Annotated in this window: 24 protein-coding genes and 1 pseudogene; 11 read left to right on the top strand and 14 right to left on the bottom strand. The window is 67.3% G+C overall.

Annotation, left to right across the window (positions count from 1 at the left end):
- Positions 1–6 precede the first annotated feature (6 nt).
- From H7J89_RS00305 to H7J89_RS00295, 3 genes are all read right to left on the bottom strand, one after another.
- On the bottom strand, positions 7–633 hold the full coding sequence (locus H7J89_RS00305) for a cutinase family protein (RefSeq protein ID WP_308205032.1): 627 nt from the start codon (positions 631–633) through the stop codon (positions 7–9).
- 97 nt (positions 634–730) lie between these two features.
- Positions 731–1,207, bottom strand: coding sequence for a hypothetical protein (locus H7J89_RS00300; protein ID WP_264035582.1), 477 nt, complete (start codon positions 1,205–1,207; stop codon positions 731–733).
- Positions 1,208–1,250: 43 nt separating this feature from the next.
- Positions 1,251–1,922 carry a TetR/AcrR family transcriptional regulator gene (locus H7J89_RS00295; protein ID WP_264035581.1) on the bottom strand — a complete coding sequence of 224 codons (672 nt, stop codon included), beginning with the start codon at positions 1,920–1,922 and terminating at the stop codon, positions 1,251–1,253.
- A 155-nt stretch (positions 1,923–2,077) separates the two neighbouring features.
- On the opposite strand from H7J89_RS00295, the gene H7J89_RS00290 reads away from it, so the two are divergent.
- Positions 2,078–3,844, top strand: a complete 1,767-nt coding sequence (locus tag H7J89_RS00290) for an N-acyl-D-amino-acid deacylase family protein (RefSeq protein ID WP_264035580.1) — start codon at positions 2,078–2,080, stop codon at positions 3,842–3,844.
- Positions 3,845–3,862: 18 nt separating this feature from the next.
- Here H7J89_RS00290 and H7J89_RS00285 read toward each other — a convergent pair whose 3' ends face one another.
- A complete protein-coding gene (locus H7J89_RS00285; RefSeq protein WP_264035579.1) occupies positions 3,863–4,426 on the bottom strand; it encodes a TetR/AcrR family transcriptional regulator in 564 nt (187 codons plus the stop codon).
- 175 nt (positions 4,427–4,601) lie between these two features.
- Here H7J89_RS00285 and H7J89_RS00280 point away from each other — a divergent pair, with 175 nt between their 5' ends.
- On the top strand, positions 4,602–5,162 hold the full coding sequence (locus tag H7J89_RS00280) for a class I SAM-dependent methyltransferase (protein ID WP_264035577.1): 561 nt from the start codon (positions 4,602–4,604) through the stop codon (positions 5,160–5,162).
- 90 nt (positions 5,163–5,252) lie between these two features.
- Positions 5,253–6,098: an enoyl-CoA hydratase/isomerase family protein gene (locus H7J89_RS00275; protein WP_264035576.1), complete on the top strand. Its 846-nt coding sequence runs from the start codon at positions 5,253–5,255 to the stop codon at positions 6,096–6,098.
- On the opposite strand, the gene H7J89_RS00270 is transcribed toward H7J89_RS00275, so the two are convergent.
- Genes H7J89_RS00270 through H7J89_RS00235 form a run of 8 tightly spaced genes read right to left on the bottom strand, consistent with a single transcriptional unit; the run spans position 6,095 to position 14,731 of the window.
- The gene (locus tag H7J89_RS00270; RefSeq protein ID WP_264035575.1) at positions 6,095–7,786 is read right to left on the bottom strand and encodes an FAD-binding protein; all 1,692 of its coding nucleotides are present in this window, start codon (positions 7,784–7,786) and stop codon (positions 6,095–6,097) included. The genes H7J89_RS00275 and H7J89_RS00270 overlap by 4 nt on opposite strands.
- Positions 7,783–9,180: an aromatic ring-hydroxylating oxygenase subunit alpha gene (locus H7J89_RS00265; protein ID WP_264035574.1), complete on the bottom strand. Its 1,398-nt coding sequence runs from the start codon at positions 9,178–9,180 to the stop codon at positions 7,783–7,785. Before H7J89_RS00265 ends, H7J89_RS00270 begins: the two co-directional genes overlap by 4 nt.
- 18 nt (positions 9,181–9,198) lie before the next feature.
- Positions 9,199–10,734: an acyl-CoA synthetase gene (locus tag H7J89_RS00260; protein WP_264035573.1), complete on the bottom strand. Its 1,536-nt coding sequence runs from the start codon at positions 10,732–10,734 to the stop codon at positions 9,199–9,201.
- Positions 10,735–10,755: 21 nt separating this feature from the next.
- Positions 10,756–11,628, bottom strand: coding sequence for an enoyl-CoA hydratase-related protein (locus tag H7J89_RS00255; protein WP_264035572.1), 873 nt, complete (start codon positions 11,626–11,628; stop codon positions 10,756–10,758).
- A gap of 20 nt (positions 11,629–11,648) precedes the next feature.
- A complete protein-coding gene (locus H7J89_RS00250) occupies positions 11,649–11,885 on the bottom strand; it encodes a lipoyl domain-containing protein (RefSeq protein WP_264035571.1) in 237 nt (78 codons plus the stop codon).
- Positions 11,878–12,876 (bottom strand): alpha-ketoacid dehydrogenase subunit beta, encoded by a 999-nt coding sequence (locus H7J89_RS00245; protein ID WP_264035926.1) that lies wholly within the window; start codon positions 12,874–12,876, stop codon positions 11,878–11,880. Before H7J89_RS00245 ends, H7J89_RS00250 begins: the two co-directional genes overlap by 8 nt.
- Before the next feature lie 2 nt (positions 12,877–12,878).
- The gene (locus H7J89_RS00240; protein ID WP_264035570.1) at positions 12,879–13,862 is read right to left on the bottom strand and encodes a thiamine pyrophosphate-dependent dehydrogenase E1 component subunit alpha; all 984 of its coding nucleotides are present in this window, start codon (positions 13,860–13,862) and stop codon (positions 12,879–12,881) included.
- A gap of 5 nt (positions 13,863–13,867) precedes the next feature.
- The gene (locus tag H7J89_RS00235) at positions 13,868–14,731 is read right to left on the bottom strand and encodes a mycofactocin-coupled SDR family oxidoreductase (RefSeq protein WP_067201105.1); all 864 of its coding nucleotides are present in this window, start codon (positions 14,729–14,731) and stop codon (positions 13,868–13,870) included.
- 343 nt (positions 14,732–15,074) lie between these two features.
- Here H7J89_RS00235 and H7J89_RS00230 point away from each other — a divergent pair.
- From H7J89_RS00230 to H7J89_RS00220, 4 genes and pseudogenes are all read left to right on the top strand, one after another.
- Positions 15,075–15,889, top strand: a pseudogene (locus H7J89_RS00230) (CoA transferase).
- Positions 15,886–16,239, top strand: a complete 354-nt coding sequence (locus tag H7J89_RS25845; protein WP_372513677.1) for a CoA transferase — start codon at positions 15,886–15,888, stop codon at positions 16,237–16,239. The pseudogene H7J89_RS00230 and the gene H7J89_RS25845 overlap by 4 nt, the downstream one beginning before the upstream one ends.
- A gap of 115 nt (positions 16,240–16,354) precedes the next feature.
- Complete coding sequence (locus H7J89_RS00225) at positions 16,355–17,719, top strand: wax ester/triacylglycerol synthase domain-containing protein (RefSeq protein WP_264035568.1); 1,365 nt, start codon at positions 16,355–16,357, stop codon at positions 17,717–17,719.
- A gap of 244 nt (positions 17,720–17,963) precedes the next feature.
- The gene (locus H7J89_RS00220) at positions 17,964–18,251 is read left to right on the top strand and encodes an ANTAR domain-containing protein (RefSeq protein WP_067201100.1); all 288 of its coding nucleotides are present in this window, start codon (positions 17,964–17,966) and stop codon (positions 18,249–18,251) included.
- An 81-nt stretch (positions 18,252–18,332) separates the two neighbouring features.
- On the opposite strand, the gene H7J89_RS00215 is transcribed toward H7J89_RS00220, so the two are convergent.
- Entirely contained in the window at positions 18,333–19,079 is a 747-nt protein-coding gene (locus tag H7J89_RS00215) for an IclR family transcriptional regulator (protein WP_264035565.1), read from the bottom strand.
- 67 nt (positions 19,080–19,146) lie between these two features.
- Here H7J89_RS00215 and H7J89_RS00210 point away from each other — a divergent pair, with 67 nt between their 5' ends.
- Positions 19,147–20,487, top strand: coding sequence for an FAD-binding oxidoreductase (locus H7J89_RS00210; protein WP_264035564.1), 1,341 nt, complete (start codon positions 19,147–19,149; stop codon positions 20,485–20,487).
- Positions 20,487–21,317 (top strand): DAPG hydrolase family protein, encoded by an 831-nt coding sequence (locus H7J89_RS00205; protein WP_264035563.1) that lies wholly within the window; start codon positions 20,487–20,489, stop codon positions 21,315–21,317. Before H7J89_RS00210 ends, H7J89_RS00205 begins: the two co-directional genes overlap by 1 nt.
- 23 nt (positions 21,318–21,340) lie before the next feature.
- Here the strand turns inward: H7J89_RS00205 and H7J89_RS00200 are convergent, their stop codons facing one another.
- A complete protein-coding gene (locus H7J89_RS00200; protein WP_264035562.1) occupies positions 21,341–23,095 on the bottom strand; it encodes a DUF4407 domain-containing protein in 1,755 nt (584 codons plus the stop codon).
- A gap of 193 nt (positions 23,096–23,288) precedes the next feature.
- On the opposite strand from H7J89_RS00200, the gene H7J89_RS00195 reads away from it, so the two are divergent.
- Complete coding sequence (locus tag H7J89_RS00195; protein ID WP_264035561.1) at positions 23,289–23,846, top strand: hypothetical protein; 558 nt, start codon at positions 23,289–23,291, stop codon at positions 23,844–23,846.
- Positions 23,847–23,966: 120 nt separating this feature from the next.
- The gene (locus H7J89_RS00190; RefSeq protein WP_264035560.1) at positions 23,967–24,395 is read left to right on the top strand and encodes a type II toxin-antitoxin system Rv0910 family toxin; all 429 of its coding nucleotides are present in this window, start codon (positions 23,967–23,969) and stop codon (positions 24,393–24,395) included.
- Positions 24,396–24,409: the final 14 nt, after the last annotated feature.

The raw sequence follows: 24,409 nt of genomic DNA, 5'->3' as shown, positions 1-24,409 counted from the left end.
CGGTCTCTATACGCGACCGGCGGCGAAATCGGCCGCCTGGTCGACCATGCCCGCCTCGACGTACTGGCGGTGCGCGACGGGGTTTCCCGCGTCCGAGCAGATCGGGTCGCCGGGCACGCACAATTCGATGGTCTTGGCCGCGTACGGGGGGCCTATCGTCACGGGCGGCTCGTTGATGATGTTCATGAACTGGCTCGACGGCTTTCCGAAGAGCGCGACCGCCGCCACGTGGTTGGAGACCTCGGCCGGCATCGGCTGCAGCGCCTGGACCAGGTGCACCCCGTCCGGCACCGCGCTTTCGGTGACGAAGCCAATCACGGCCGCGCCCTGGGAGTATCCGCCCAACACCATCCTTGTTCGCGGGCAGGAGACCGCCATGTGTTCGACGTGCGCGCCCGCGTCGCTGATGCCATCCACGGCCCTGGGGAAGTCCGTGGTCGCCGGGTAGTCGACGGGATACACGCCCACGGACCTGCCGCCGACCCGCGGGCGCAGGCTGTCGACGAAGCTCTGCCCGATCCGGCCGACGCCGGGCGGCTCGTTGGTACCCCGGGCGAACACCACCTCGACATCGGGGCACGGCCCGGCGGCCGCGACGGGAGCGGCCGGCAGCGCCCAAAAAGGTGCCAGCACAGCACAAATCAAACTGCCGAGACGATGCGCCTTCACAGCGTGATTTTGTCACAGAGTGACAAAGTGCGCGCGTTATGCGGTTGCGGCCGCCGGCGTGCTACCGCGGTGCGTCGGCATCGGGCGCATGGGGTCGCCTGCGCACGAACGAACGGGCGGCCCGGAGGACACCGCGAAACGCGTAGGCGGCGGTCACCACGGTCAGGATGATGAGCAGCACGAACATGGGCAGCCAGTTGCCGCGGCTGTGGTCGACCTCCCACCAGATGATGGTGAACAGCAGCACGCAGAGCAGCAGCACCACGTCCCGCCAGTTCCCCTGGTAAGACAGCGCCGCTTTGCGCAGCGCCCGGCTCCGGTCCGCGGTGTCGATCAGGTCGTCGATGCGGGCGTCGATGGTGCGTTGCAGCTCGGCGCGCCTCTTGGCGGCCTCCGGCGGCAGCCGGTCCAACAAGTCCATGTCCTGCTTGATCAGCCCCCGATAATCCGGTCCACGGAATTGCCCCGCGGCGACGGCCAGCATCGCGCCGCCGAACACGGGCGCACTATTCAGAGCGATCTGTCCGAGACCCGTCATGCCCGCTCCTTCTGGTCGTCGTCAGCGTCGCTCGATGACGGGGTCAGGATGCCTTGAAAGGACGCCGTCGCGTTCGCGCCGGCTCGGGGCTTTGCAGCGCGTCCATCGCGCGCACCATCTGCGGGTAGGCGATCGCCGGTCCAAGCCAACGCGTGAGATAGCGCCGCAGATCGGCACCGCTGCGCGGCGGGCGCCCCGGGTCGGCGAGGAACGAATGCAGCACCCGCAGGCTGAATTCGTTCAACTCGTCCAGGCCGGCTTCGTCGAAACCGTAACTCTGCCAATCGATGTCATAGCGATGCAGCATCGACCGTCCGAACGCCAAGGCGGTGTCGGAGATGATGGAGACCTTCTGCCCGCCGCGATGGCGTTGGTTGAGCACGAATTCGACCTGGTTGTCCGACGCCAACTCTTCGATGGCGTATGCCATTCCTTCGGTCATCGCCACGACGGGATCGGTGACCCCCTCGAGGTGGGCCGCCATCCGATCGAGGAACCCGTCGGCCGATCGCATCGCCGACGCCACCAACAGCGCCTGCGTCCCGGGGAAGTACCGATACACGGTCTGCCGGGTGACACCGAGCACCCGCGCCACGTCGACGATCCGCAGCGCCGAGCCGCGTTCGTCGATGATCCTGTCGGCGGCATCCAGGATGCGCTCGATCGCCTCCTCGTCGGAGGCGGGCGTGTTGCCTGCCCAACCGTGACTGCGCATTTAACGGTCGGCAGACCCGTAGTCGGTGATACCCACAGCCGGATCATAGCGGCTGGAAGCAGGCGATCGTTGCAGGTTAACCCGGCCGGACACTTCCGCCATTATGTATGCTCACTGCGAACCTCAGGGGTGCCGCGCGGCAGGAAGGCCGAACTTTGCACTACGACACCGTGATCACCAACGGCCGTTGGTTCGACGGGACGGGCGCGCCGTCGGCGCGCAGAAACATCGGGGTGCGCGACGGCCGGATCGCCACCATCACGCCCGAACCACTCGACACGGCGGGTGCCGACGTCATCGACGCGACGGGACAATGGGTGATCCCCGGCATCATCGACATCCACACCCACTACGACGTCGAAATACTCTGCGAGCCGGAGCTTTCCGAATCGCTGCGGCACGGCGTGACCACCGTGATGCTGGGATCGTGCTCGTTGTCCACGGTCTACCTGGACAACGTCGACGCGGGTGACATCTTCGGCCGGGTGGAAGCGATTCCGCGGCGCTATGTCATCGAGCACCTGGACGCGGCGCGCTCGTGGACCAATCCGGCGGAGTATGTGGCCGAACTCGAGCGGCGAAACCTGGGCCCCAACGTCGCGGCCTTCATGGGCCACTCCGACATGCGTGCCGCGACGATGGGGCTGGACCGGGCAACCCGCAAGGACGTCCGGCCGTCGCGCGCCGAGCTGGCGCGGATGGAGTCGATGCTGAACGAGGCGCTCGACGAAGGCTTCGTCGGGATGTCGTCGCAACAACTGCTGTTCGACAAACTCGACGGCGAGGTCTGCCGGTCGCGCACCCTGCCGTCGACGTACGCGAAGTCCCGCGAGCTGCGCCGATTGAACGCTATCTTGCGGCGGCGCAACAAGATTCTGCAGTCGGGGCCGGACATCAAGAACCCGCTATCGGTGGTGTCGCAGCTGGCGACGTCGCTGGGATTCGGTCGGCCCCGGTTGAAGACCAGCCTGCTCTCGGCGGCCGACATCAAGGCCATACCGCCGGTGATCCACCTCATGGATTCCCTTGCCCGGGTGGTGAACGCCCTGGGCGGCGACTTTCGTTGGCAGCATCTGCCCGTCCCGTTCGAGGTGTACGCCGACGGGATCTCGCTGGTGGTATTCGAGGAGTTCGGCGCCGGCGCGGCGGCGCTGCACCTGCAGGGTGAGATCGAGCGCAATCAGCTCATGCGCGACGAGGACTACCGCCGCTGGTTCCGCGAGGACTACGACAAGAGGTTCGGGCCCCGGGTGTGGCACCGCGACTTCTTCGACGCCGAGATCGTTGCCTGCCCGGACACGTCGGTGGTCGGCAAGTCATTCGGCCAGGTGGGCCTGGACCGCGGCGGGCTGCATCCGGTCGACGCATTCCTCGACCTGGTGGTGGAGCACGGCGAAAACCTGCGCTGGCGGACCACTATCTCCAATCATCGTCCCCAGGTGCTCAAGAAGCTGGCGCAGAGCGACACCGTCCAGATGGGCTTCTCGGACGCCGGCGCGCACCTGCGCAACATGGCCTTCTACAACTCCGGACTGCGTCTGCTGCGGCACGTGCACGAGGCGGACAAGCACGGCTCGCCGTTCATGTCGGTCGAGCGTGCCGTGCACCGGCTCACCGGCGAGCTCGGGTCCTGGTACGGAATCGACGCAGGCACCCTGCGCGAAGGGGACCGCGCCGACGTCGTCGTGATCAACCCGGACAAGCTCGACGGTTCGCTGGATCGCTACGCCGAGCATCCGGTGCAGTCCTACGGCGGCTTGACCCGGATGGTCAACCGCAACGACGACACCGTCAGCGCCGTGTTGGTGGCTGGACAGCTCGCGTTCGGTGCCGGCGAGGCCGCACCGGCGCTCGGCAAGGGAAAGTTCGGCCGCTTCCTGCGGGCGGGCCAGACGTCCAGGAGCTTGACGACGGTCGGTTAACCGTTGCCGCGCAGCGGTTTACGCCACCGATGCACCCAGAATCAGGTTGACGGCCTCGTCGAGTTGTCCCGCAATCTCGTCGAAGCTGATGAATCGGGCGGTCATCAAAGCGCCGGAGAAGGTCATCTGCAGCGTCGATTTCACGGCGCGGGGCCAGCCCGGCCCCAGTGCGGCGCCGATCCGGGTGGCCACCTCCTGGCCGATCTGCTCCCGAATCGGCTTCACCGCCGGATCGTCGGCCATCAGCGCCGCTCCGCACGCGGCGGTCAGTTCGGGCTCGTCGGCTACCACGACGGCCATGTCTCGCAGCGTCGCGCTGACCCGCGTCTTGGTGGTGTCGTTGACATCGGTATGCAGCGGCAGCTCGCGGAGAAAGCGTAGGTACACCGCCGCGACGAGCGCGCTTTTCGACGGAAAGTAGGTGTAAGCGCTGGCCGGCGATACGCCGGCGCGGCTCGCCACCGAACGCATCGTCAGGTTGGCGTACGACGACGCGCGCAGCTCCTCGAGCCCGGCATCCAGGACCTTGCGGATCGTCTGTCCGGGCCGGCGATCGGACCGGCGAGCCGCATCTTTAGACACCCGTCCAGTGTAGGAAGGCGGCGAGAGCGCGAACAACTTCCCGCGGGTCTTGCCCAGCGACCGATCCGGGCCCCGCGCTGTCGTTTTGCGTCACCCCCAAAGGTCGGTCCGGTATCCGTCGCCGGCGATTTACAGACAGCTGTCCAGAACAGCAGGTGCCAGTAGAGTGGCGGTCATGGCCGAGGCGGACCGGCATCGCTGGGACGAGCGGTACGCGACCAGAACACCGCCGTCGGTGGACACGGTGGGGCCACCCGACTTTTTGGCACCGCATGTAGATGTACTGCCCACTGCGGGAAGGGCACTCGATCTCGCTTGCGGACCCGGAGTCGGCGCGGTGTGGCTCGCGGTGCGCGGGCTCGAGGTGGTGGGTGTGGACGTCTCCCCGGTGGCGGTCGGCCAGGCGCGCGAGCTGGCCCGGCGCGCCCTCGTGAGCGACCGGTGCCGCTTCGAAGTCGCCGACCTCGATGACGGCCTGCCGGCCGGGCCGTCCGTCGACGTCATCCTGTGCCACAGATTCCGGGACCGGCGCCTCGACCGCGCGATCATCGAACGCCTGGCGCCCGGTGGCGTGCTGGCGATCGCTGTGCTGAGCGAAGTGGGCGCCACCGCGGGGCCGTTTCGGGTGGTCGCCGGTGAGCTTCGGACAGCGTTCGCTGATCTCGACCTGTTGGCCGCCGCTGAAGCCGAGGGTTACGCCTGGCTGCTGGCGCGCGCACGGCGCGAAGCTCGCTGAGTGGCAAGAGTTTTCGCCGTACAAATCGAGGCTCGCGGAAATGGCGTTTGGCGGTGCCATTTCGGCTGCCGGCCGGGTAATGTCACGCAAATGGAGCGGCGCGTTCTCGAAGCGATCATCTATGAGCGCGAGCCGCCGATTGCGCGGATCATCTTGAACCGGGTCGACAAGGCCAACACCAAGGACGCGGTCCTGGTCACCGAAGTCGATGAATGTCTGCACGAGGCCGACCGTGACAAGGAGATCAAGGTCGTCATCCTCAAGGCCAACGGAAAGGGGTTCTGCGGCGGACATGTGGCCCGCTGGAGCCCCGACGAAAACCCGTATCCCGACTTCGGCGAGACGTTCGAGGATCTGTACAAGGGCACGGCCGACCTGTTCCTGTGGCCGACGCTGTATTTGTGGGAGTTTCCGAAACCGACAATCTCCGCGATTCACGGCTACTGCATGGGCGGCGGAATCTATCTCGGTCTGCTGACCGACTTCTGCGTCGCGTCCGAGGACGCGTATTTCCAAATGCCGCTTGCCCAAAGCCTCGGCGAGCCCGGCGGGCACACCATGATCGAGCCGTGGCTGTTGATGAACTGGCATCGAACCATGGATTGGCTGCTGCTGGCCCCGACGCTCTCCGCGCAGGAGGCCCTCGACTGGGGCCTGCTCAACAAGGTGGTGGCGCGCGAAGACCTCGACGAAGTCGTCGAGGAGATGGCGCGCAAGATCTCCCAAATCCCGTTGACCACGCTGATGGCGGTGAAGAACAACGTGAAGCGCGCGTGGGAACTGATGGGCATGCGGGTGCACCTGCAAGTCAGTCACATCCTGACGAACATGGTCGGCGCCGCCTCCGATGTCCAGGCGCGGCGGGCCGAGCTGAGGCAATCGGGCATGAAGCCACGCGATTTCGTCGGCCGCGACGAGAAGGATGCCGGGACCTAGCGATCGCCGGCGACACCCCGCCCGCCGGCGTGCCGGGCGGCGACATAGCCGAACACCATTGTGTAGGCGATGCTTCCGCCCGCGCCCAGATAATTGCGGCCCATGACAGTCGCGGTGATGTTGCCCGTCGCGTACAGTCCGTCGATCACGCGGTCGTCCTCGTCGAGCACCTGGGCGTGCTCGTTCGTGATCACCCCGCCGCACGTTCCGACGTCGGCCGGAACGACTTTGGTGGCGTAGAACGGTGACCGCTCGAGCGGTCCGAGAGCGGCGTTCGGGCGATGGCCCGGATCACCGAGACAGTCGTTGTACGCCGACTGACCACGCCCGAAGTCCGGGTCGAGGCCCTTGGCCGCAAAACCGTTGAAGCGCTTGATCGTCTGCTCCAGTGCGTCGGCCGGGACGCCCATCTGGCGCGCCAGATCGCCGATGGTCTTACCCCGCATCACCGCCCCCCGGGTGATGAGTTCTTCGGGGAGGCGACGCTTCTTGAACGGGTTGGCACCCGAAACGTACCGGCCGATGTAGCCCTCGTCGAAGACCATCCAGCACGGCACCGCCTTGTTTGCGTACATCGCCTTGCCGACCTCGACGTACGAGTTGGACTCGTTGCAGAACCGCCGGCCGGTTCCGTCGACGTAGATGGCGCCGGGGCGCTGCCGCCCGCTGCCCAGCGCCTTCGCGGCGTCACCTCCGTCGGCGATGAAAACCGACGGCAGCCACCAGGCCTCGTCCATCAGGTCGGTCTTGGCGCCCAGCCGGATCGCGGTCTGCAACACCTCACCGGTGTCGCCCGCGTTCGCGATCGACCAGAGTCCCTCGTTCGGCTGCTCCCCGCTGTAGCGGCGGCGCATGTCCGCGTTGCGGCTGAACCCGCCCGCCGCCAGCAGGACACCCTTGCGCGCCGCGATGTTCAGCGCCTCGCCGTTACGCGAGACGCGCGCACCGACGACCCGGCCGTGCTCGACGATCAGGTCCTCCATCGCCGCGCCGGTCCAGATCGGCGGCTCGGCGCGCAGATCGAGCAGCACCTTGAGCATCTGACCGATGAGCGAGGCGCCGTTGGTGAGAATCTCCCGACGGCGGAGCCGGGCGGCCCTGGTGCGCGCGAACACTCGCATCGCCACCGCGAAGGCTCGCGGCGACCGATTGAAGTACTGCACCGAACGCAGCTCGTTGGTCTTGAGGACGAACCCGCCGTAGGCCTTGGCCATCGAGGGCTGGACCCTGTCCCGCCAGCTGCCCAGCGCCGCGGCGTCGTATGGGACGCACTCGATCGCACGACCGGCTTCGTTGCCCCCCTTGTGGTTCGGGTAATAGTCGCTCCAGCCGGGGCACCGCACAAACCGAACACCCTTGCGGGTGAGGAAGTTGATCATTTCGTATCCCGCGCTGAGGAACATCTCGCGGCGCGCCGGTGACGAGGCCGGACCGATGTCGCCGACGACGTCGTCGAAATATGCCAGGCCGTCCTCGTGCGAGTCCGGGATGCCGTCGGCGCGCATGAGCGGGTTGTTCGGCAGCCACACCATGCCACCCGAAAGGCCGGTGGAACCGCCGACCAGGGGTTGCTTTTCGATCACCAGCGGCTCGATGCCGGAGTCCAGCGCCGCCAGCGCCGCGACCATGCCGCCCCCGCCGCTGCCCGCGATGAGCAGATCCACGGAGCGGTCCCACCGGGTGGTCATCGTGCCTCCGCGCCGAAGGCCAGGCCGGCGACCGGTACGTCGATGGTGGTGTTGGTCTTCTGAATCGCGGGCACCAGCGCCTCGTGCGGCAGGCCGGCGAGGAAGCCGTCGACGACGCGTTCGAAGTTGGAGATCAGGCCCTCGATCTGGTCCGAAAGGCGCATGTACTCGAAGCCCTTGGAGTGCAACCCTTTCTGCTGTCTCGGCAGGTTGGAGAAGTCTTGCGCGGGGATCGGTGGCCAGCGCGGGTCGTCGGGCGCCATCGGCTCCGGGGGCTGGGGCCTGCCCGCGGAAACGTCGTCGGGAAACCGGGTGAGGGACCAGATCTCGAACAAGGTGTCCTCGGGGCCGAGCGGGCGGATGCGGTACGACGAAGCGCTGCTGTAGGTGGGCAGGATGAAGTAGTGCGGGAAACAGAACCCGATCGCGTCGGTGATCCCGCGGCGGACCAGCTCGTTGAGGTCGGGCATGGTGCTGCCCCGGGCCCGATGCCAGCTGACGACGGCGTCGTTGAGGGCGCTGCGCCAAGCACTCATCGCCGCCGCGGGATCGTCGGGCAGGTCGATGTTCTGCAGTCCCTCGGCGATTCGGATGTCGTTGTCGTGCGTCATGCCGCCCATGCCGGTGCCCAGGGTGCGCATGAAGTACAGGCTGCTCGCGACGACGGGATGCACCGCCGATTTGGCGGGCCCGCCGTTCTGCGCGGACGGCAGCAGCTGGGGATGGGTCTGGGGGACGTGGTAGCCCTCCATGAACGCCGCCGCCGCCAGCTTCCAATTCACCGGCAACCGGCACGACTGCCACCACTCGACCCGCATCGATTCCACCCGCCAGGCGTCGTAGGTCGACGCGAAGGGCTCCAGGCAGTCGCGCAGCGCGGGGGCCCCGTCGTCGAGGTTGATCCACGCGCATCCGCCCCAGGTCTCGCACCGCACCGAAACCAGCTGCAGATCTTGCGGATTCATGTTGTCCGCGGCGAACGCCTCTGGGCGCAACACGAACGTGCTGCGCCCGTCGATGCCCCAGCACCAGCCGTGGAAGGGGCAGACGAAAGTCCGCCGGGAGCCGCTGCCTTCCACCAGCTTCACCCCGCGATGGCGGCACGCGTTGTGGTAGGCCCGCACCGTGTCCGCGTCGACACGCACCACGATGATCGACTGATCGAGGATCTCGTATTCGACGAAGTCGCCGGGCTTGGGAATCTCCTCGAGTCGGCATGCCATCTGCCAGACGCGCGGCCAGAAGGCCTCCGCTTCCAGCGCGTAGAACTCGGCGTCGTAGTAGCGCTGCTTGGGAATGCGGTCGACGGTCTGGACAGCCCACGGCACCGGTAGCGGTGTCCAGTTCCTGTCCGTGCCCACCGCGCTTGTCGCTGAGTCTGTCTTGGAAGCCATCTCGCCATCCCTCTTCGGTTACACGATTCGCGTTGCCCGCCCCTGCCAGTAACGCTCGCGAATGCGTCTCTTGTACAGCTTTCCGTTCGGGTCCCGGGGCAATTCCGCAACGAATTCGACGGTGCGCGGGCACTTGTAGCCCGCCAGGTGCGCTCGGCAGTACTCGATGAGCTCGGCCTCGAGGTCTGGCCCCGGCCGGACACCGCCGACCGGCTGGACGACGGCCTTGACCTCCTCGCCGAACTCGTCGTTGGGGATGCCGAAGACGGCCGCGTCAACAAGCTTGGGATGCATGATGAGGAGGTTCTCGACTTCCTGGGGGTAGATGTTCACCCCGCCGGAAACGATCATGAACGTGGACCGGTCGGTGAGGTAGAGGTAGCCGTCGTCGTCGACGTACCCCATGTCGCCCAGGGTGCGCCAGCCGCGGTCGTTGGACACCGAGGCGGTCTTGGCGGGGTCCTTGAAGTATTGGAAGTCGGGGCCGCCTTCGAAGAAGAGCTCACCGGCATGGCCGGCGGGCAACTCGACTCCGTCGTCTCCGATGACGTGCACCGGCGACATGGGTTTGCCCACCGAACCGGGATGGGCCAGCCATTCCTCCGGACCGATGGTCGTCCCCGCGAATCCCTCGGTGCCGCCGTAGTATTCGTGGATGATCGGCCCGAACCACTTCATCATGTGGTGCTTGACGTCGACCGGGCAGGGCGCGGCCGCGTGGATCACACATCGCAGGCTCGACACGTCATACTTTTCCCGAATCGACTTGGGCAGCTTGAGCATCCGCACGAACATGGTGGGTACGAACTGGGCGTGCGTCACGCGGTGCGTCTCGATCAACCGCAGGACGGTCTCGGCGTCGAACTTGCGCATGAGGATCGCCGCGGCGCCGACGCGGTTGACCGCCATGGTGTAGTTCACTCCAGCGGCGTGGTACAGCGGCGCGGGGGAGAGATACACGCTTGACGGGCTCATCCCGTACTTGTGGGTCAGCGCCAATTCCAGCACCGCCTGAGCCCAGGAACCGTTGCCGTCGGTCGGAAGGGGCCGGCGGACCGCTTTGGGCCTGCCGGTGGTGCCCGACGAATACAGCATCTCCGACCCGTCCGACGCGGGCGGTGCGGCACCGGCCGTCGCCAGCGCCTCCTCGTACTCGCGCCAGCCGGGCAATGCTCCCCCCACCGTGAGGTGAACGGTGACGGCCGGGTTGGCCGCGCGGACATGGGCGGCGAGTTCGGGCATGGTGGCGTCGATGAAGACCGCCCGCGCGTCGGAGTCGTCGATGACGTATGCGACCTCGTCCGCGGTGAAGTGGGTGTTGACCGCGGTGTAATAGAGGCCGGAAAGCTGGCAGGCCCAGGTGATTTCGAGGAACTCGGCCCGGTTTGGCAAGATCAGGGCCACGCCGTCGCCTGGGCGGAGCCCTGCGCCGTGCAGCACCGCGGCGACGCGCTGGCTTCGGTCGTACAGCTCGGAGTGCGAGATCGTGTCACCGCCCGCGACGATGAGGGCCGGTGCCTGTCCGGCCCTCGTGGCGTGATCGGCAAGATTCACTGGCGCGAGCCTCGCGGAACCCTAAGTGGCCGTTGCGCCGTCGGTCGACGCGGCCGCCGCGGCCTGTCGCCGCGCGTGCTCGGACGGCAGCACCTTGTCCCTGAACACCGTCTGGATCAGCTCCTGGACGTCCTTGCTGATGGAGGCCAGGGCGACGAGGTCGTTCGAGCTCTGCCAGTGCACCCGCATGCCCATCAGCTCCCAGGCCCGCTTGAGGTTGGCCTTGGTGAGCATCAGGGTCGTCAACGGCGCCTGGGCGATGTGCCGGGCGATGGCCTCGACACGGTCGTCGAGCTGATCACGCGGGACCACCTCGTTGACCAGGCCGACCTCCAGCGCCTTCTTGGCGTCGATCACCTCGGCGGTGAACAAGTAGTAGGCAGCGCGGCGCCAGTTCATGAAAACCCAGGGCTCGATCGAACATTCACCCGACGGCATGCCGAATCCCTGCAGCGGCGGGTAGGAGAAGTAGGCGTCCTCAGCGGCGATGACGATGTCGGTGGTCAGCCCGTAGTGCGTGCCCCCGCCGACGCAGTAGCCGTGCACCTGGGCGATCGTGGGCTTGGAGAACTCCCACAGATTAAGGGTCGGCTTGACGAATAAGTCCGACTGCGCCTTCCACGGGTTGCCGGTCACCATGGCGTTCTCCACGAACGACGGGTAGTCCGCCGCGTTGTTACCGATGGCGTGTCCGGAGCAGAAGCCCTTGCCGTTGGCCTTGAGGACGAGCACCTTGATGTCGTAGTCGCGGTCGGCGTCCAGCAGCGCGGCGTCGACCTCTTCGGCCAGCTTCTGATCCTGGGCGTTCGCCTTCTCGGGCCAGTTCAGCGTGACCCGGGCGATGGGCCCCTCTTTCTGGTAGATGATTCTCTCGCGAGTCTCGTTGAGATCCATACGTGCTCACCTTTCCTGGTTCAAGAAGTGATGACGCCGATTTCGGCGCCGATGTCGTAGGTGGTGCCGACCTGGCCCGTCCATTGCACGGTGCCCGACGCCCCCGCTTCGATCTCCTGTTCCACCTTCTCGGTGGCGATCACATAGAGGGGCGCGCCAGCGTCCACGTGCTGGCCGGCGTCGACCAGAAGGCCGGTGAGCTCGGCCTCCGACACGGCCACCGAGACCCGCGGAATGCGGATGATGAAGTCAGCCATGCACTCTCGCCCCCGCCAGGGTGCGCTGCGCCGCGGCGACGATTCGTGCCGGGGACGGGTACACCTGCGCCTCGAGCGCCGCCACGGCCGGGTTGGGGATGAATCGGGCGGCCACCCGTTCGACGGGCGCGGCCAGCTCGGAGAACAGTTCCGCGTGCAGGATCGCGGCGAGCTCCGCTCCGGGGCCGGCGAATTGGACCGCGTCATGGATGATGACGGCACGGCGGGTACGGCGGGCGGAGTCGACGATGGTCTCGACGTCGAGCGGTACCAGCGTGCGCAGATCGACGACCTCGGCGCTCACGCCCTGTTCGTCCAGCGTCGCCGCGGCGGTGAGGGCGTCGTGCACGCAGCGTCCGTAGCCGATCAGGCTCACGTCGGTGCCCGGCCGCTTGATGTCGGCTCGGCCCAGCGGGATCGAGAACGCGGGATCGACGGGGACGGGACCCTTCTTGCCTTGCAGCCGAATGGTTTCGACGAAGAGGCAGGGATCCTCGTCGAAGATCGCCGATGTCAGGAGGCCCTTCCCGTCGCGGGGTGTGGACGGCACGATCACCTTCATGCCCGGGATGTGCATGAACCAGGCCTCGAGGCTTTGCGAATGCGTGGCACCGGTGGCCAGCCCGGCGTAGACCTGGGTGCGAATGGTGATCGGCGCCGTTGTGCGTCCGGCGGTCATGAACCTCAGCTTGGCCGCGTTGTTGATCAGCTGGTCGGCCGCGATGCCGATGAAATCCATGATCATGATCTCGGCCACCGGCAGCAGGCCGTCGATGGCCGCGCCGATGGCCGCGCCGACGATCGCCGCCTCGGAGATCGGTGTGTCCAGGACGCGGTCGTGACCGTACTTCGTCGACAGGCCCGCGGTCGGTCCGGACGCGCCGGGATCGGCGATGTCCTCACCGAGCAGGAACACCCGGTCGTCGGCGGCAAGCGCTTGATCCAGGGCGAGGTTGAGCGCCTCGCGCATCGTCATCTCCCGCTCTTGCATGTTCATACCGGGAACCCGATCGGGGTCGCGTACACATCCAGGTCCAGCTCTTCGATAGACGGGGAATCGGCGTCCATCACGGCTTGCAGCGCCGTTTCCACCGCCGCCAGCGCCTCGTCGTCGATGCGGTCGAGTTCGTCCGTTGTGCAGATGCCGGCGTCGGCGAGGTGGCTGCGGAACCGGGGGACCGGGTCGGCTTCCATCGCGGCGGCAAGTTGATCCTTGGGAATGTAGGGCATCCGGTCGCCGAAGTAATGGCCGCGGAAGCGGAACGTCACGCATTCGATGAAGGTGGGGCCGTCACCGGAGCGGGCCCGCCGCAGCGCGTCCTCGAGTGCGGATTTGACTGCCAGCGGGTCGTTTCCGTCGACGCGCACCCCGGGCATGCCATAGCCGGCCGCCCGGTCGGCGACGCGTTCGAGCTTCATGGTGTCGGCCGTGGGCGTCATCTCGGCGTACTGGTTGTTCTGGCAGACGAAGACCATCGGCAGGTCCCACAGCGCGGCCATGTTCGCCGCCTCGTGGAAGGACCCGGTGTTGGTCGCGCCATCACCGAAACTGACCGCCGTGACGCGATCGGAGCCCTTGCGTTTGGCCGCCATCGCCAGTCCCACCGCCACCGGCGGTCCGGCCCCGACGATCCCGGTCGAAAGCATCACGCCCTTACCGGGATTGGCGATGTGCATGGTGCCGCCCTTGCCGCGGCTGGCGCCGACGGTGCGGCCCATCATCTCGCCGTAGATCTCCTCGAGCGGCACACCCTTGCCGATGAGGTCGTGCAGGCCGCGGTAGGTCGTCACCAGCTGATCGTCGGGGCGCAGCGCCACGCCCATCGCGGCGGCGATGGCCTCCTGGCCGCGCGAGGGCCAGTAGACGCACATGAACTCGCCGGTGCCGATGCCTTTGGACAGCCGGTCGTCGGCCGCCTTCATCAGCACCATCAGCTCGTACAGCCGGCGCTGGGCGCCCGTTGCGGAGTCGGTCATCGGTATCACGCACCCGACCACGGCTTGACCTTGAGGAAGCCGCCGCCGTCGACACGGAGCTGCTGCCCGGTGATGTAGCGCGCCGCGTCGGAGGCCAGGAACAACACCGCCTCGCTGATGTCCTCGGGTTCGACGTAGGGGATCGGCATCGCCTGCACGAGCGGGAAAACCGGTTCGGCATCCTCGCGGGTCGGATCCTTCAGGTCCGGCCGGAAGGCCCGATACATCGGCGGGCTGTGCAGCATGTCGGTGTTGACGTTGGTGGGGTGCACCGCGTTCATCCGGATGGAGAACCGCGCGAGCGCCAGGGCGAAGTCGTTGACGTAATGCGCGGCAGCCAGTTTCGCGAAGGCATACCCGGCGCCGCCGGGGCCCCCGTCGATGCCGGTGGTGTTCATCGATGACATGAACGCCGCGTTGGAACCGATGACGATGATCGACGCGCCGGCCTGCAGATGCTTGAGGCTCGCGTGCACCAGGTTCAGCACGCCGACCAGGTCCACGTCCACTGCGTCGGCGAAGGCCTGCGGCGGCAGGCCCGCGGTCAGCGGGCAGATGCCCGCGTTGGCCACGACGACGTCGAGATGCCCCAACTCGGCGACGCCCTCATCGATCGCCGCGGACAGGGCCACCCGATCGCGAACGTCCGCGACCGCGGTGAACGCGCGCTGCCCCTCCTTCTCGACCAACCGCGCCGTCTCGTCGAGGTCTTCCCGCCGGGCCAGGGGATACTCATTGGTCTCGATGTCGGCGCACAGATCCACCGCGATGATGTCCGCACCTTCGGCGGCCAGCATCCGCGCGTGCGAACGGCCTTGGCCGCGCGCGGCGCCACTGATCACGGCCACCTTGCCGGTTACCCTGCCCATCGCCCCGTCCTTCGTCCGTGTATCTACCTCGCGACCCACGTTGGGGCCCAACGCCATTCGTCGGTGCCACCACCGGCGTGGCCGCAATGACTCCGCCGGCCGCCCTTTTTCGCCGGGCTATGCGGGGTCGCGGGTGTTGGAATCGGGCCAACGGTCGGATCCATCGCATCTCTTCCAGGAAAAACTGCTCTGACCTGCAGCTGGGCTACCACTACGCCCTAGACTAGCTAGAATATCTAAAATAGCAACGAAGAACCGGTCGACCGAGGGAGTTGGCGATGTCTGGCGTGCGCGGTGGTGTCCTGCAAGGGGTGCGGGGGTCGAATTGGCGTCGTGGACCTACGTGCCGTCGGCCGGTGCGGCCTTGTCGGACTGGGGCGCCGACGTGATCAAAGTCGAGGGCGTCGCCTCGGGTGACCCAGGCCGCGCGCTGGTCGTAGGCGGCTTCACGCGGCAGGCGGCGCGCCCGGACGCCGACTTCATCCTCAAGCTGGGCAACCGAGGCAAGCGCAGCATCGCCATCGACATCAAGTCCGAAACCGGTCGCGAGCTGTTCGGCCGCCTCTTGGCGAGTGCGGATGTGTTCCTTACCAATTGGCTGCCCGGGGCGCTCGAGCGGGTCCGGCTCACCGTGGACGACATCCGTTCGTTCAACCCGAAAATCATCATCGCGCGCGGAACCGGCTGGGGGTGCGTGGGCCGGACCGCGACCGCGGCGGGTTCGACGCGGCGACCTATCTCGCCCGGGGCGGCGTCGCTTACACGCTCACGCCGTTCGGCACGGACACGCCCGCGGTGCAGGGGCCGGGGTTCGGCGACCTCCAAGGCGGTGCGACGCTCGCCGGTGGCGTATGTGCCGCGCTCTTCCACCGCGAACGCACCGGTGAACCGACGATCGTCGACTCCTCGCTACTGGCCCAGGCGATGTGGGCGATAGCGCCGTCCATGTCGGCGGCCGACTTCTTCGACATCGACGGAATCCCGGGCGCACCGCCGGGGTTGGCCATCAACCCGCTCGTGAACAGGTACAAGACCCGCGACGGCAGGTGGATTCAGTTGGTGTTCCTGCAGCCGGACAAGTTCTGGGCAGGTTTCTGTGAACGCATGGGCCTGGCTGACCTGGTCACCGATGAGCGATTCGTGCCTCGAGCAACTTGATCGCCATCGCGGCGGAGGCCACCGAGATCCTGGCCAACGTGTTCGCCCGCCACGATCTCGCCCACTGGCAGAAGGCTCTCGAGGACGAGCCGGGCGTGTGGGGAGCCCTGGCAACGCCGCGGGAAACGCTCAACGATCCACAGGTCGAACCGAACGGGTACGTGGTGACCAACATCGACGACCACGGCGAGAAGTACCGGATCGTCGCCGCGCCCGTTCAGTTCGACGAGACCCCGTCGGCGCCTGCGCGTGCGCCGGAACACGGTCAGCACACCGAAGGGGTCCTGCTGGAACTCGACGTCGATTGGGACGACATCGCCAGGGCCAAGGATCTCAAGGCGATTCTGTAGGGCGCCGGGCAGTCGACTAAAGGCGCTATCTGTGGTGACCAAAGTCACCGGCTGCCGACAACCCGGTGACCTAGGGCGCTCGCCGTCGTACGTTCGGTGCAAGGAGAGCACCGACATGACAGCATTCATGCGCGCCACAGACGCGTTCACCTGGGCGATGGAGACTGACCCACGGCTGCGATCGACCGTGGTCAGCGTCATACTTCTGGACCGGCCCCCGGACTGGGACGAAGTGCGGAAGCGATTCGACTTGATCAGCCGCACGTTGCCCATGTTCCGGCAGCGCGTGGTGCAGTCACCTGCGCCGGCCCCGCCGCGATGGGAGCGTTACCGGGACTTCGACCTCGATTACCACCTGCGGCGAGCGACAGTTTCTTCCCCCGGAACGCTTGACGACGTGCTCGAGATGGCCCGATTGGCCGAGATGCAGGATTTCGATCGGGCCCGCGCGTTGTGGGAAACGACGTTCGTCGAGGGTCTGGAAAACGGCGGCGCGGCCGTGATCTGCAAGTTTCACCACGCACTCACCGATGGGGTCGGCGGGGTCCAGATCGCGATGCACCTGTTCGACCTCTCGGAAGATCTGTATTCCGGGGAACCCATGCCGCCCGAGCCGGAGGTCGCGGCCCCGGCGCTGCTTAGGGGTTACCGCGACGCCGTGCGCTACGACACCGGCTTGCTCAACAGCGCCCTGACGGGCGCGGCCGCCCTGGTGCCACGTTTGATGTACGACGGGGTCCGGCGGCCCGTCGCCACCATCCGGTCCGCGGCGACCACGGCGGCATCGGTATACCGAACCGTCCGGCCGATCAGCCGAACCGGGTCACCGCTGGCGACGGACCGTGGCCTGATCCGGCGTCTCGGGGTGCATCAGGTGCCGACGCGGCCGCTTCGGGAAGCGGCGCACCGTTGCGGAGGGGCGTTGAACGACGCTTTCGTCGCTGGGGTGGCGGGTGGACTACGCCTCTACCACGAGAAGCACGGCGTCGCGGTGAACGACTTGCACATCACGATGCCGATCAGCCTGCGGACCGAAGCCGATGGCATTGGCGGGAACCGGATCACACTGATGCGCTTCGACGTGCCCGTCGGCGAGGCGGATCCCGCAAAGCGCATCGCGGCGATACGCCAGCGCACCGCGGCGGTACGGAACGAAAGATCGCTGCCCTACACGCAATTGATCGCAGGAGTGCTCAATCTGGTGCCCCGGTGGTACATCGGCTCGGTGCTGCGCCACGTCGATTTCGTGGCCAGCGATGTGCCGGGCGTTCCCGTGCCGGTCTACCTCGGCGGTGCAGCGGTGCGGGCCCAGTACGCGTTCGGACCCACCATCGGTGCGGCGGTCAACGTCACACTCCTCACCTATGTCGACACGTGTGGTCTCGGGTTGAACGTCGATACCACCGCGATACCCGACTACGACGTATTCCATGACGCTATCGTCGCCGGCTTTGACGAATTATTGTCTTTGGCAAACTGATCCGAAGATCACGGATTACGGCACCGACCAGGCACTTCACCGGATTGGTTGATTAGCAACCGATCCCGGAACGGTCACAGGCGGGTATCGATCGCGGCGGTGGTCTGGCACAACGCGAAAGATCGACAAATCATGGCACAGGGCGCCTTTGAGGTTTGCGGCCGCGACGATGCGTAGCGCAGGAATTCCTCGTCCGCTGTGCAAGTGGCGGATTCGTGACGGCGCCGCAGGAGGTATCCACAACATGACGACGAACTGGGTTCCCGCCCAGACCTCGTGTGGCCCACACTCTGGTCGCATCCTCGACACCGCGCGGGGCATTCTCATCGGCCTTCGCCGGTGCCCGTCGGAAGCCGCCCTGGACGAATTGCACAGCGCGGCATTGCGGCACAAGGTGCCGGTATTCGCGATGGCGTGGGCGCTCGTACACCTGGCCGGCGACGGCGAAAAGACACCGAGCTTCACCGACGCGCAATCCGCGGCTCGGCACGAGTGGGGAAAGCTGTTCTCCTCCGCCGCAGTGCCCTGCTGAGCGGGCATCGAGACGTTGGGACGGCCGAGCTTTCGAGGGGTAACCCGGCCGTCTCCAACTCCAATCACAGCTCCGCTGACGCTAGCGCGGCCAGGCCGCCGATTCGCCGGCCGCGCGCAATGCCGCCACGATGCGCTGTTCCTTCTCCCGAAAGCGCTCCGTCGGTGCCGGCACCGAGATAGCGACCAGATTGTCGCCCACCCCGCGTCGCGCGATCGCGGCCGCCGAGATACCCGGCGTGTGTTCGTCGCGGTCGAAAGCGATTCCGGTGCGCCGGATCTCGGCCACCTCGGAGCGGAGGCGGTCGGCAGACCCGGCATCCAAGCGGGAGATCACCGCCTCGGCGTCGGCGGCGTCGAGGGCCGCGAGGGCCGCTTTGCCGTTGGCGGTCGACTCCAGCGGGAACCGGACACCGACGGCCGACACCGCGCGCAGGCGATGCGACGATTCGATCTGGTCGACGAACCACATCCGCCGGCCCCGCAAAACCGAGAGGTCGACCGTCTCGCCGTCGGTTGCGCGCGCCACCCGTTCGATCGTCGGCCGGAACATCGCCGCGATGTGCGCACCGTCGGAACTGCCTAACCCCAGCAATCGGTCGCCGAGGGAGAAACGGCCCTGTGGGTCGACACTGGCCAGGCCGACCTCGACCAGGCCCACCAGCAGCCGGCGGGCCGTCGACTTGGCCAGCCCAAGACGCTCACCGAGGTCGACCAGGCGCAACCGCCCCGGCTCCGCGGCGATCTCGTCCAGCGCGGCGGCGGCGCGACGCAACACCTGGATGCCCTCGTCGCGGCCGGCTGCAAAATTTTCCCCCGAGGACGGCATTCGTCCACTATAGTGTTCCGCATCGCGGATCACAAAGATCCGGACTGCGGATCACGGGAGATTGCAGATGAGCGGGCTACCGGCCGGGCGGCACCATTTCCGCGGCGATGACGGCTACGAGGCGGCCCGTCGGGGCACCGTCTGGCACCAGCGGGTACCGGAACGCTACCCCGAAGTGATCGTGCAGGCCGCCGACACCGACGACATCATCGCCGGTATCCGCCATGCGAAGGCCCACGGGCTCAAGGTCAGCATTGTCTCGGGCGGACACAGCTTCGCGGCCAGCCACCTGCGCGACGGCTCCGTTCTACTTGACGTCAGCCGCCTCGACCACGTTTCCATCGACGCCGAAAAGGGCCTCGCCCGAGTGGGCCCGGGCAAGGGCGGCAGCCTGCTGATGGCCGACCTCGAGGCGCAGGGCCTGTTCTTTCCCGGCGGTCACTGCAAAGGGGTCTGCCTCGGTGGCTACCTCCTGCAGGGTGGATACGGCTGGAACAGCCGCATTTTCGGCCCGGCGTGCGAATCCGTCGTGGGCCTCGATGTCGTCACCGCCGAGGGCGAACGGATTCACTGCGACGCCAGCAACAACGCCGACCTCTACTGGGCAGCCCGTGGTGCCGGACCCGGTTTTTTCGGCGTGGTCACGTCGTTCTATCTGAAGCTCTATCCGCGCCCCGGCGCCTGCGGCACCAGCGTTTATGTCTATCCGTTCGAGCTGGCCGACGAGGTTTTCACGTGGACCCGCGCGGTCAGCGCCGAAGTGGACCCGCGGGTCGAGCTGCAGACCGTGGCATCCCGCGGCGAACCGAACATGGGCATCGACACCCCCGTCATCTCGCTGGCGTCGCCCGCCTTCGCGGACTCCGATGCGGAGGCGGAAAAGGCCCTCGCCCTATTCGGCACCTGCCCGGTCGCCGATCGGGCCCTGGTCAAGATCCCCTACATGCCAACCGATCTGGCGACCTGGTACGACGTGGCAATGAGCCACTACCTGTCCGATCATTACTACGCGGTTGACAACATGTGGACGTCGGCGCCCGCGGAAGACCTGCTCCCGGGCATCCGGACGATCCTGGACACCATGCCCCCACACCCGGCGCATTTTCTGTGGCTGAACTGGGGTCCATGCCCTCCCCGCCAAGACATGGCCTACAGCATCGAAGGCGACATCTACCTGGCCCTCTACGGTTCCTGGAAGGACCCGGCCGACGAGGCGAAGTACGCCGATTGGGCGCGGTCCAACATGGCCGCGATGTCCGAGTTCGCCATCGGGATTCAGCTCGCCGACGAGAACCTCGGCCAGCGGCCGGCGCGGTTCGCCAGCGACGCCGCCATGGCCAAACTCGACCGCGTGCGCGCCGAGTACGACCCCGACGGCGTGTTCAACAGCTGGATGGGACGACTCTGATGGCGCGCGACCTGTATCTGGGGTATCGCGGTGACGACGCGAACACCCCGTTCGGCAAGTTCTTCACGCCCGAAATGGCCCCGCTGCCTCGCCATGTCGTCGAGGCACTCGAACACGGGCCGCAAGGCGCCATGGCGCTGTTGGCCTTCGATGACGCCGCGCGGGTCGCCGACGACGGGTACCAACGGACCGAGAACGGCTACGGGGTCCTCGACGACGGCGGTTATCAGGTGTCGGTACGCACCGACATGCCGGGGGTCACGCCGGAGATGTGGTCGTGGTGGTTCGGCTGGCACGGCTGCGACACCCGCCGTTACAAGCTGTGGCATCCGCGGGCCCATCTGCACGCCGCCTGGAAAGGTCAACGCCAGGATGGCCGGGACGACGCGGCTGTTGGCCTACGGGGCGCCGAACGCTACGTCGGCCGCTGGTCGTTGATCAGCGAGTACATCGGCTCGACGATGCTCGATGGCGCAATCCAATTCGTCGATCCGGCGGCAATGGGCTGCCCACCCGACAGCGACGTTGCGGTGGCGATCTGCGCCCGGCTGGGATCCAGCGAGGCCCCGGTGGACGTCGGATGGTTCATCCACCACGTCCGGTCGACGCCGAACGGGGCCGAGATGCGGTCACGCTTCTGGATGGGCGGACGGCACATCGAAGTGCGCAACGTCCCCGGCGTCGCATCGCGCGCGGTGCGCCCCATCGCCTCGCGGGTGCTCGGCAACGCCGAAACCGGCGCCCGCAATCTGATGGTGCACTGCGCACAGGAGATGAATCACCTGGCGGCCTTCCTCCCGGAACTCTACGCCGCCTTCGGCGACGAATAGGCCGGGATAGGGCTCACGCCAACCTAATTCGCCGGCGGGAGCTGACGCGGGCCGGTGGGCGAATCCAGTTCGCCCGGGCCCTCCCGCTGCGCCAACTCCGGGCTGGTGGCGCGCTCACCCAGCGACGGGCCACGCGGCTCCTGGCCACCCACCTGCCGGTGGGTCACCGCCGCGCGCTCTACGCGCGACGAGTCGATGAATCCCGCCTCACCGGGCGGGGCTTCCCCGGCCTCAGCGGGCCGGGTGGGCCGACCGCCGGCGTCGGAACTTTCGGCGTCGACCGTCACTTTGTGGGTGCGCCTGAACGCGAACGTGATCTCCTCGACCTCTTCGAAGACGTGTCGCGCGGTGCGCAGCGGCGCGGTCGTGGTGTCGATCACCCGGGCCACGAACGGCGGCACCAGCGGGCGTATCCAGCGCGCCGCGGCCTTGGTGGCGTTCGGGATCGACGGAATCGACGAAGTGTCACGCTCTTTGCGCGGCTCCACCTCGCGCCCGATGGGCGCCGGCAGGTTCTCCACATCGGCGGCGTGCAGCGGGACGGGCGGGCCCAGGGCCGCACGGCTGGCGGCCTCGGCTTCCGCGGCGATCGGCAGGTAAATGTCTTCATCGGCGGGCTCGAACGTGCGGTGCGACGGCGCCAGCACCGGGGGATCGAAAGCGTCCACGATGCGCCGGCGTTGCTGTTCGCGGTCGATCTCGGTCTGGGCCTCGATCGCAAGGCGGGCCTGGGTGAGTTGGTGCTCGGCCCACATGATTTCGGCCTCCCGGCGTACCTCGGCCCGCTTGATCGCGATCGCCGTGTCCGCCTCGAGTTCCGCGCGTTCCCGCTCGGCACGCGCCGCCGCATGCCGCTCGTGGCTGGTCTCGCTGCGCCACCGCCCCAGGATCAGCGGCAGCAGGTAGAGCAGCACGCAGAACGCGATGGTCAGCAGCCGCAACGTCAGCGCACCGAAGTCGGTGGAGGTCAGGTCGTTCATCGCGACCCAGCGCGCACCCAGGCCACGATCGGCGTCCGCGATGACGCCGTGGCGTGCCTCGTCGAGCGCGTGCGCTTCGCCGGAGATTTCGGCGTCCAGCCCGGGCGCCTGGCGATCCCGGGCCGCCAGCGCGTCATCCAGTTCGCGCTGGGCGTCCGCGAGGAGCTCGTTCGCGGTCCGGGTTTCGGGCCCGGCACCGGGCACACCGGTGATCCGGGTTTGCGGGCAGCCCGGGCTGGGGTGGTATTCGCAGCGCGCGATGACCAGGGCCTGATCCTGCTGCTGGTGAGCCCGCTCGACGGCGGCGTCGAGCGCGCCGCGCGCATCCCTGGTTTGTTGCAGGGACGCCGTGGCCTGCGCGACCGCCGGCGCCGAGCCGGCGTTGCGCAGGCCGCGTTCATCGAGACGGTGATCGATCGAGCCGGAGAGCAGGACGACGGCGGCCAATTCGCCGACGGTGACGCCGAGGGTGGCCGCGACCACCGCGCGTGCCGCGAGGCCGGCTCGACCCCGGCCAGACCCGGAGGTGATGGCGCGGGTTACGGCGCCGACCAACAGGCCGAAGAGCAGGGTCAGCGGCACCACGAACAGGGGCGACCAGCGGGCCGACTCGCTCACCGCCAGGGCCGCGACGAACCAGGCCAGCAGCGCTCCGAACAACACCACCGCGCCGGTGACGGCGTGCGTGGACCGCTCGTGGGGCTCATCCAGCTCCCGCCGGTGCCCGCCGCCAAGCCAGGTGAGCAGGCCCGCGGGCGATAAGTCCGAGCGCCACTCGGGATTCTTCTGGGCACACATCGAAATCACCTCCCAAGTCGTCAAGCCTCCCAGGCCACCACCCGCCGGATCGAATCGAAGCGCCCGGCCTGTGGCGCGCTTCACAGCACGCCCGGATCACCGGTGATCCCAGCGGGGTGTAACGAACGCGGATTTCTGCGACGCGTGCAGATCAGCGACGGTTCCGGCGGCCGACGTGAGACGGTATAAGCCTATGGAGACTCACGATTATGTCACCTACGAAGAGTTCGGACGCAGATTCTTCGAGGTCGCTGTCACCCCCGAGCGTGTCGCCGCCGCATTTGCCGACATCGCCGGCAACGAGTTCGCCATGGAGCCCATCGCTCAGGGGCCCGGTGGGATCGCCAAGGTCAGCGCCAACGTCAAGATCCACGAACCCAAGGTCACCCGTCGCCTGGGCGACAGCATCACGTTCGTCATCCACATCCCCTTGTCGATCGATCTGCTGCTCGACCTTCGGCTCGACAAGCAGCGGTTCGTCGTCTCCGGGGACATCGCGCTGCGGGCCACGGCCCGAGCCGCAGAACCGCTGCTGCTGATCGTCGACGTCTCCAAACCGCGGCCCTCCGATATCACCGTCAACGTGTCGTCGAAGTCCTTCCGGGGCGAGGTGCTGCGCATCCTCGCCGGCGTCGATGGCGAGATCCGCCGATTCGTCGCCCAGTACGTCGCCGAGGAGATCGACGCGCCCCAGTCGCAGGCCGCGCAGATCATCGACGTGGCGAAGCAATTGCAGGAGGCCTGGCCCTAAGGACGCGGCGAACGCGTAGGCCCGGCCCCACCGGGGTACCCAGTGCACGTTGCGCGCTGGTCGCGTGTGCTGCCGAGCCGGTGCCAACCGCAACCATTGTCCGGGGAGGAGCGACAAGGCGTGGCACGAGTAGATGTTTCGGTTTCGTCGGAGGTAGACCCGGAGGCCGCCTGGAAGCTGGCGTCCGACCTGAGCCGATTCGACGAGTGGATGACCATATTCGCCGGGTGGCGCGGACCCGTTCCCGACAAGATCGAGGAGGGCACGTGCGTCTCGTCGTGCGTGAAGGTCAAGGGATTCCGCAACGTCATCCACTGGACGGTCACCAACTACGACGAACCGAAATCGATTGAGCTGCAAGGCCGCGGGCGGGGTGGGATCCGCCTCGGGGTCGCGATGACCGTTACGGACCAGGAGCCCGGAACCGATTTCCATCTCGCCGCCGACCTGAGGGGCGGATTACTCAGCGGCCCGATCGGCGGCTTGGTCGCCCGGGTCCTGCGCTCCGACGTGCAGAAGTCCGTGAAGAACCTCGCCTCGCTGCAGTAGGCGTCACAACCGGC

This window comes from Mycobacterium paraffinicum (assembly GCF_025822865.1).
Classification (GTDB): Bacteria; Actinomycetota; Actinomycetes; order Mycobacteriales; family Mycobacteriaceae; genus Mycobacterium; species Mycobacterium paraffinicum.
The sequence above is the reverse complement of the archived record's forward strand: the minus strand, read 5'-3'. Positions and strand labels throughout refer to the sequence as shown.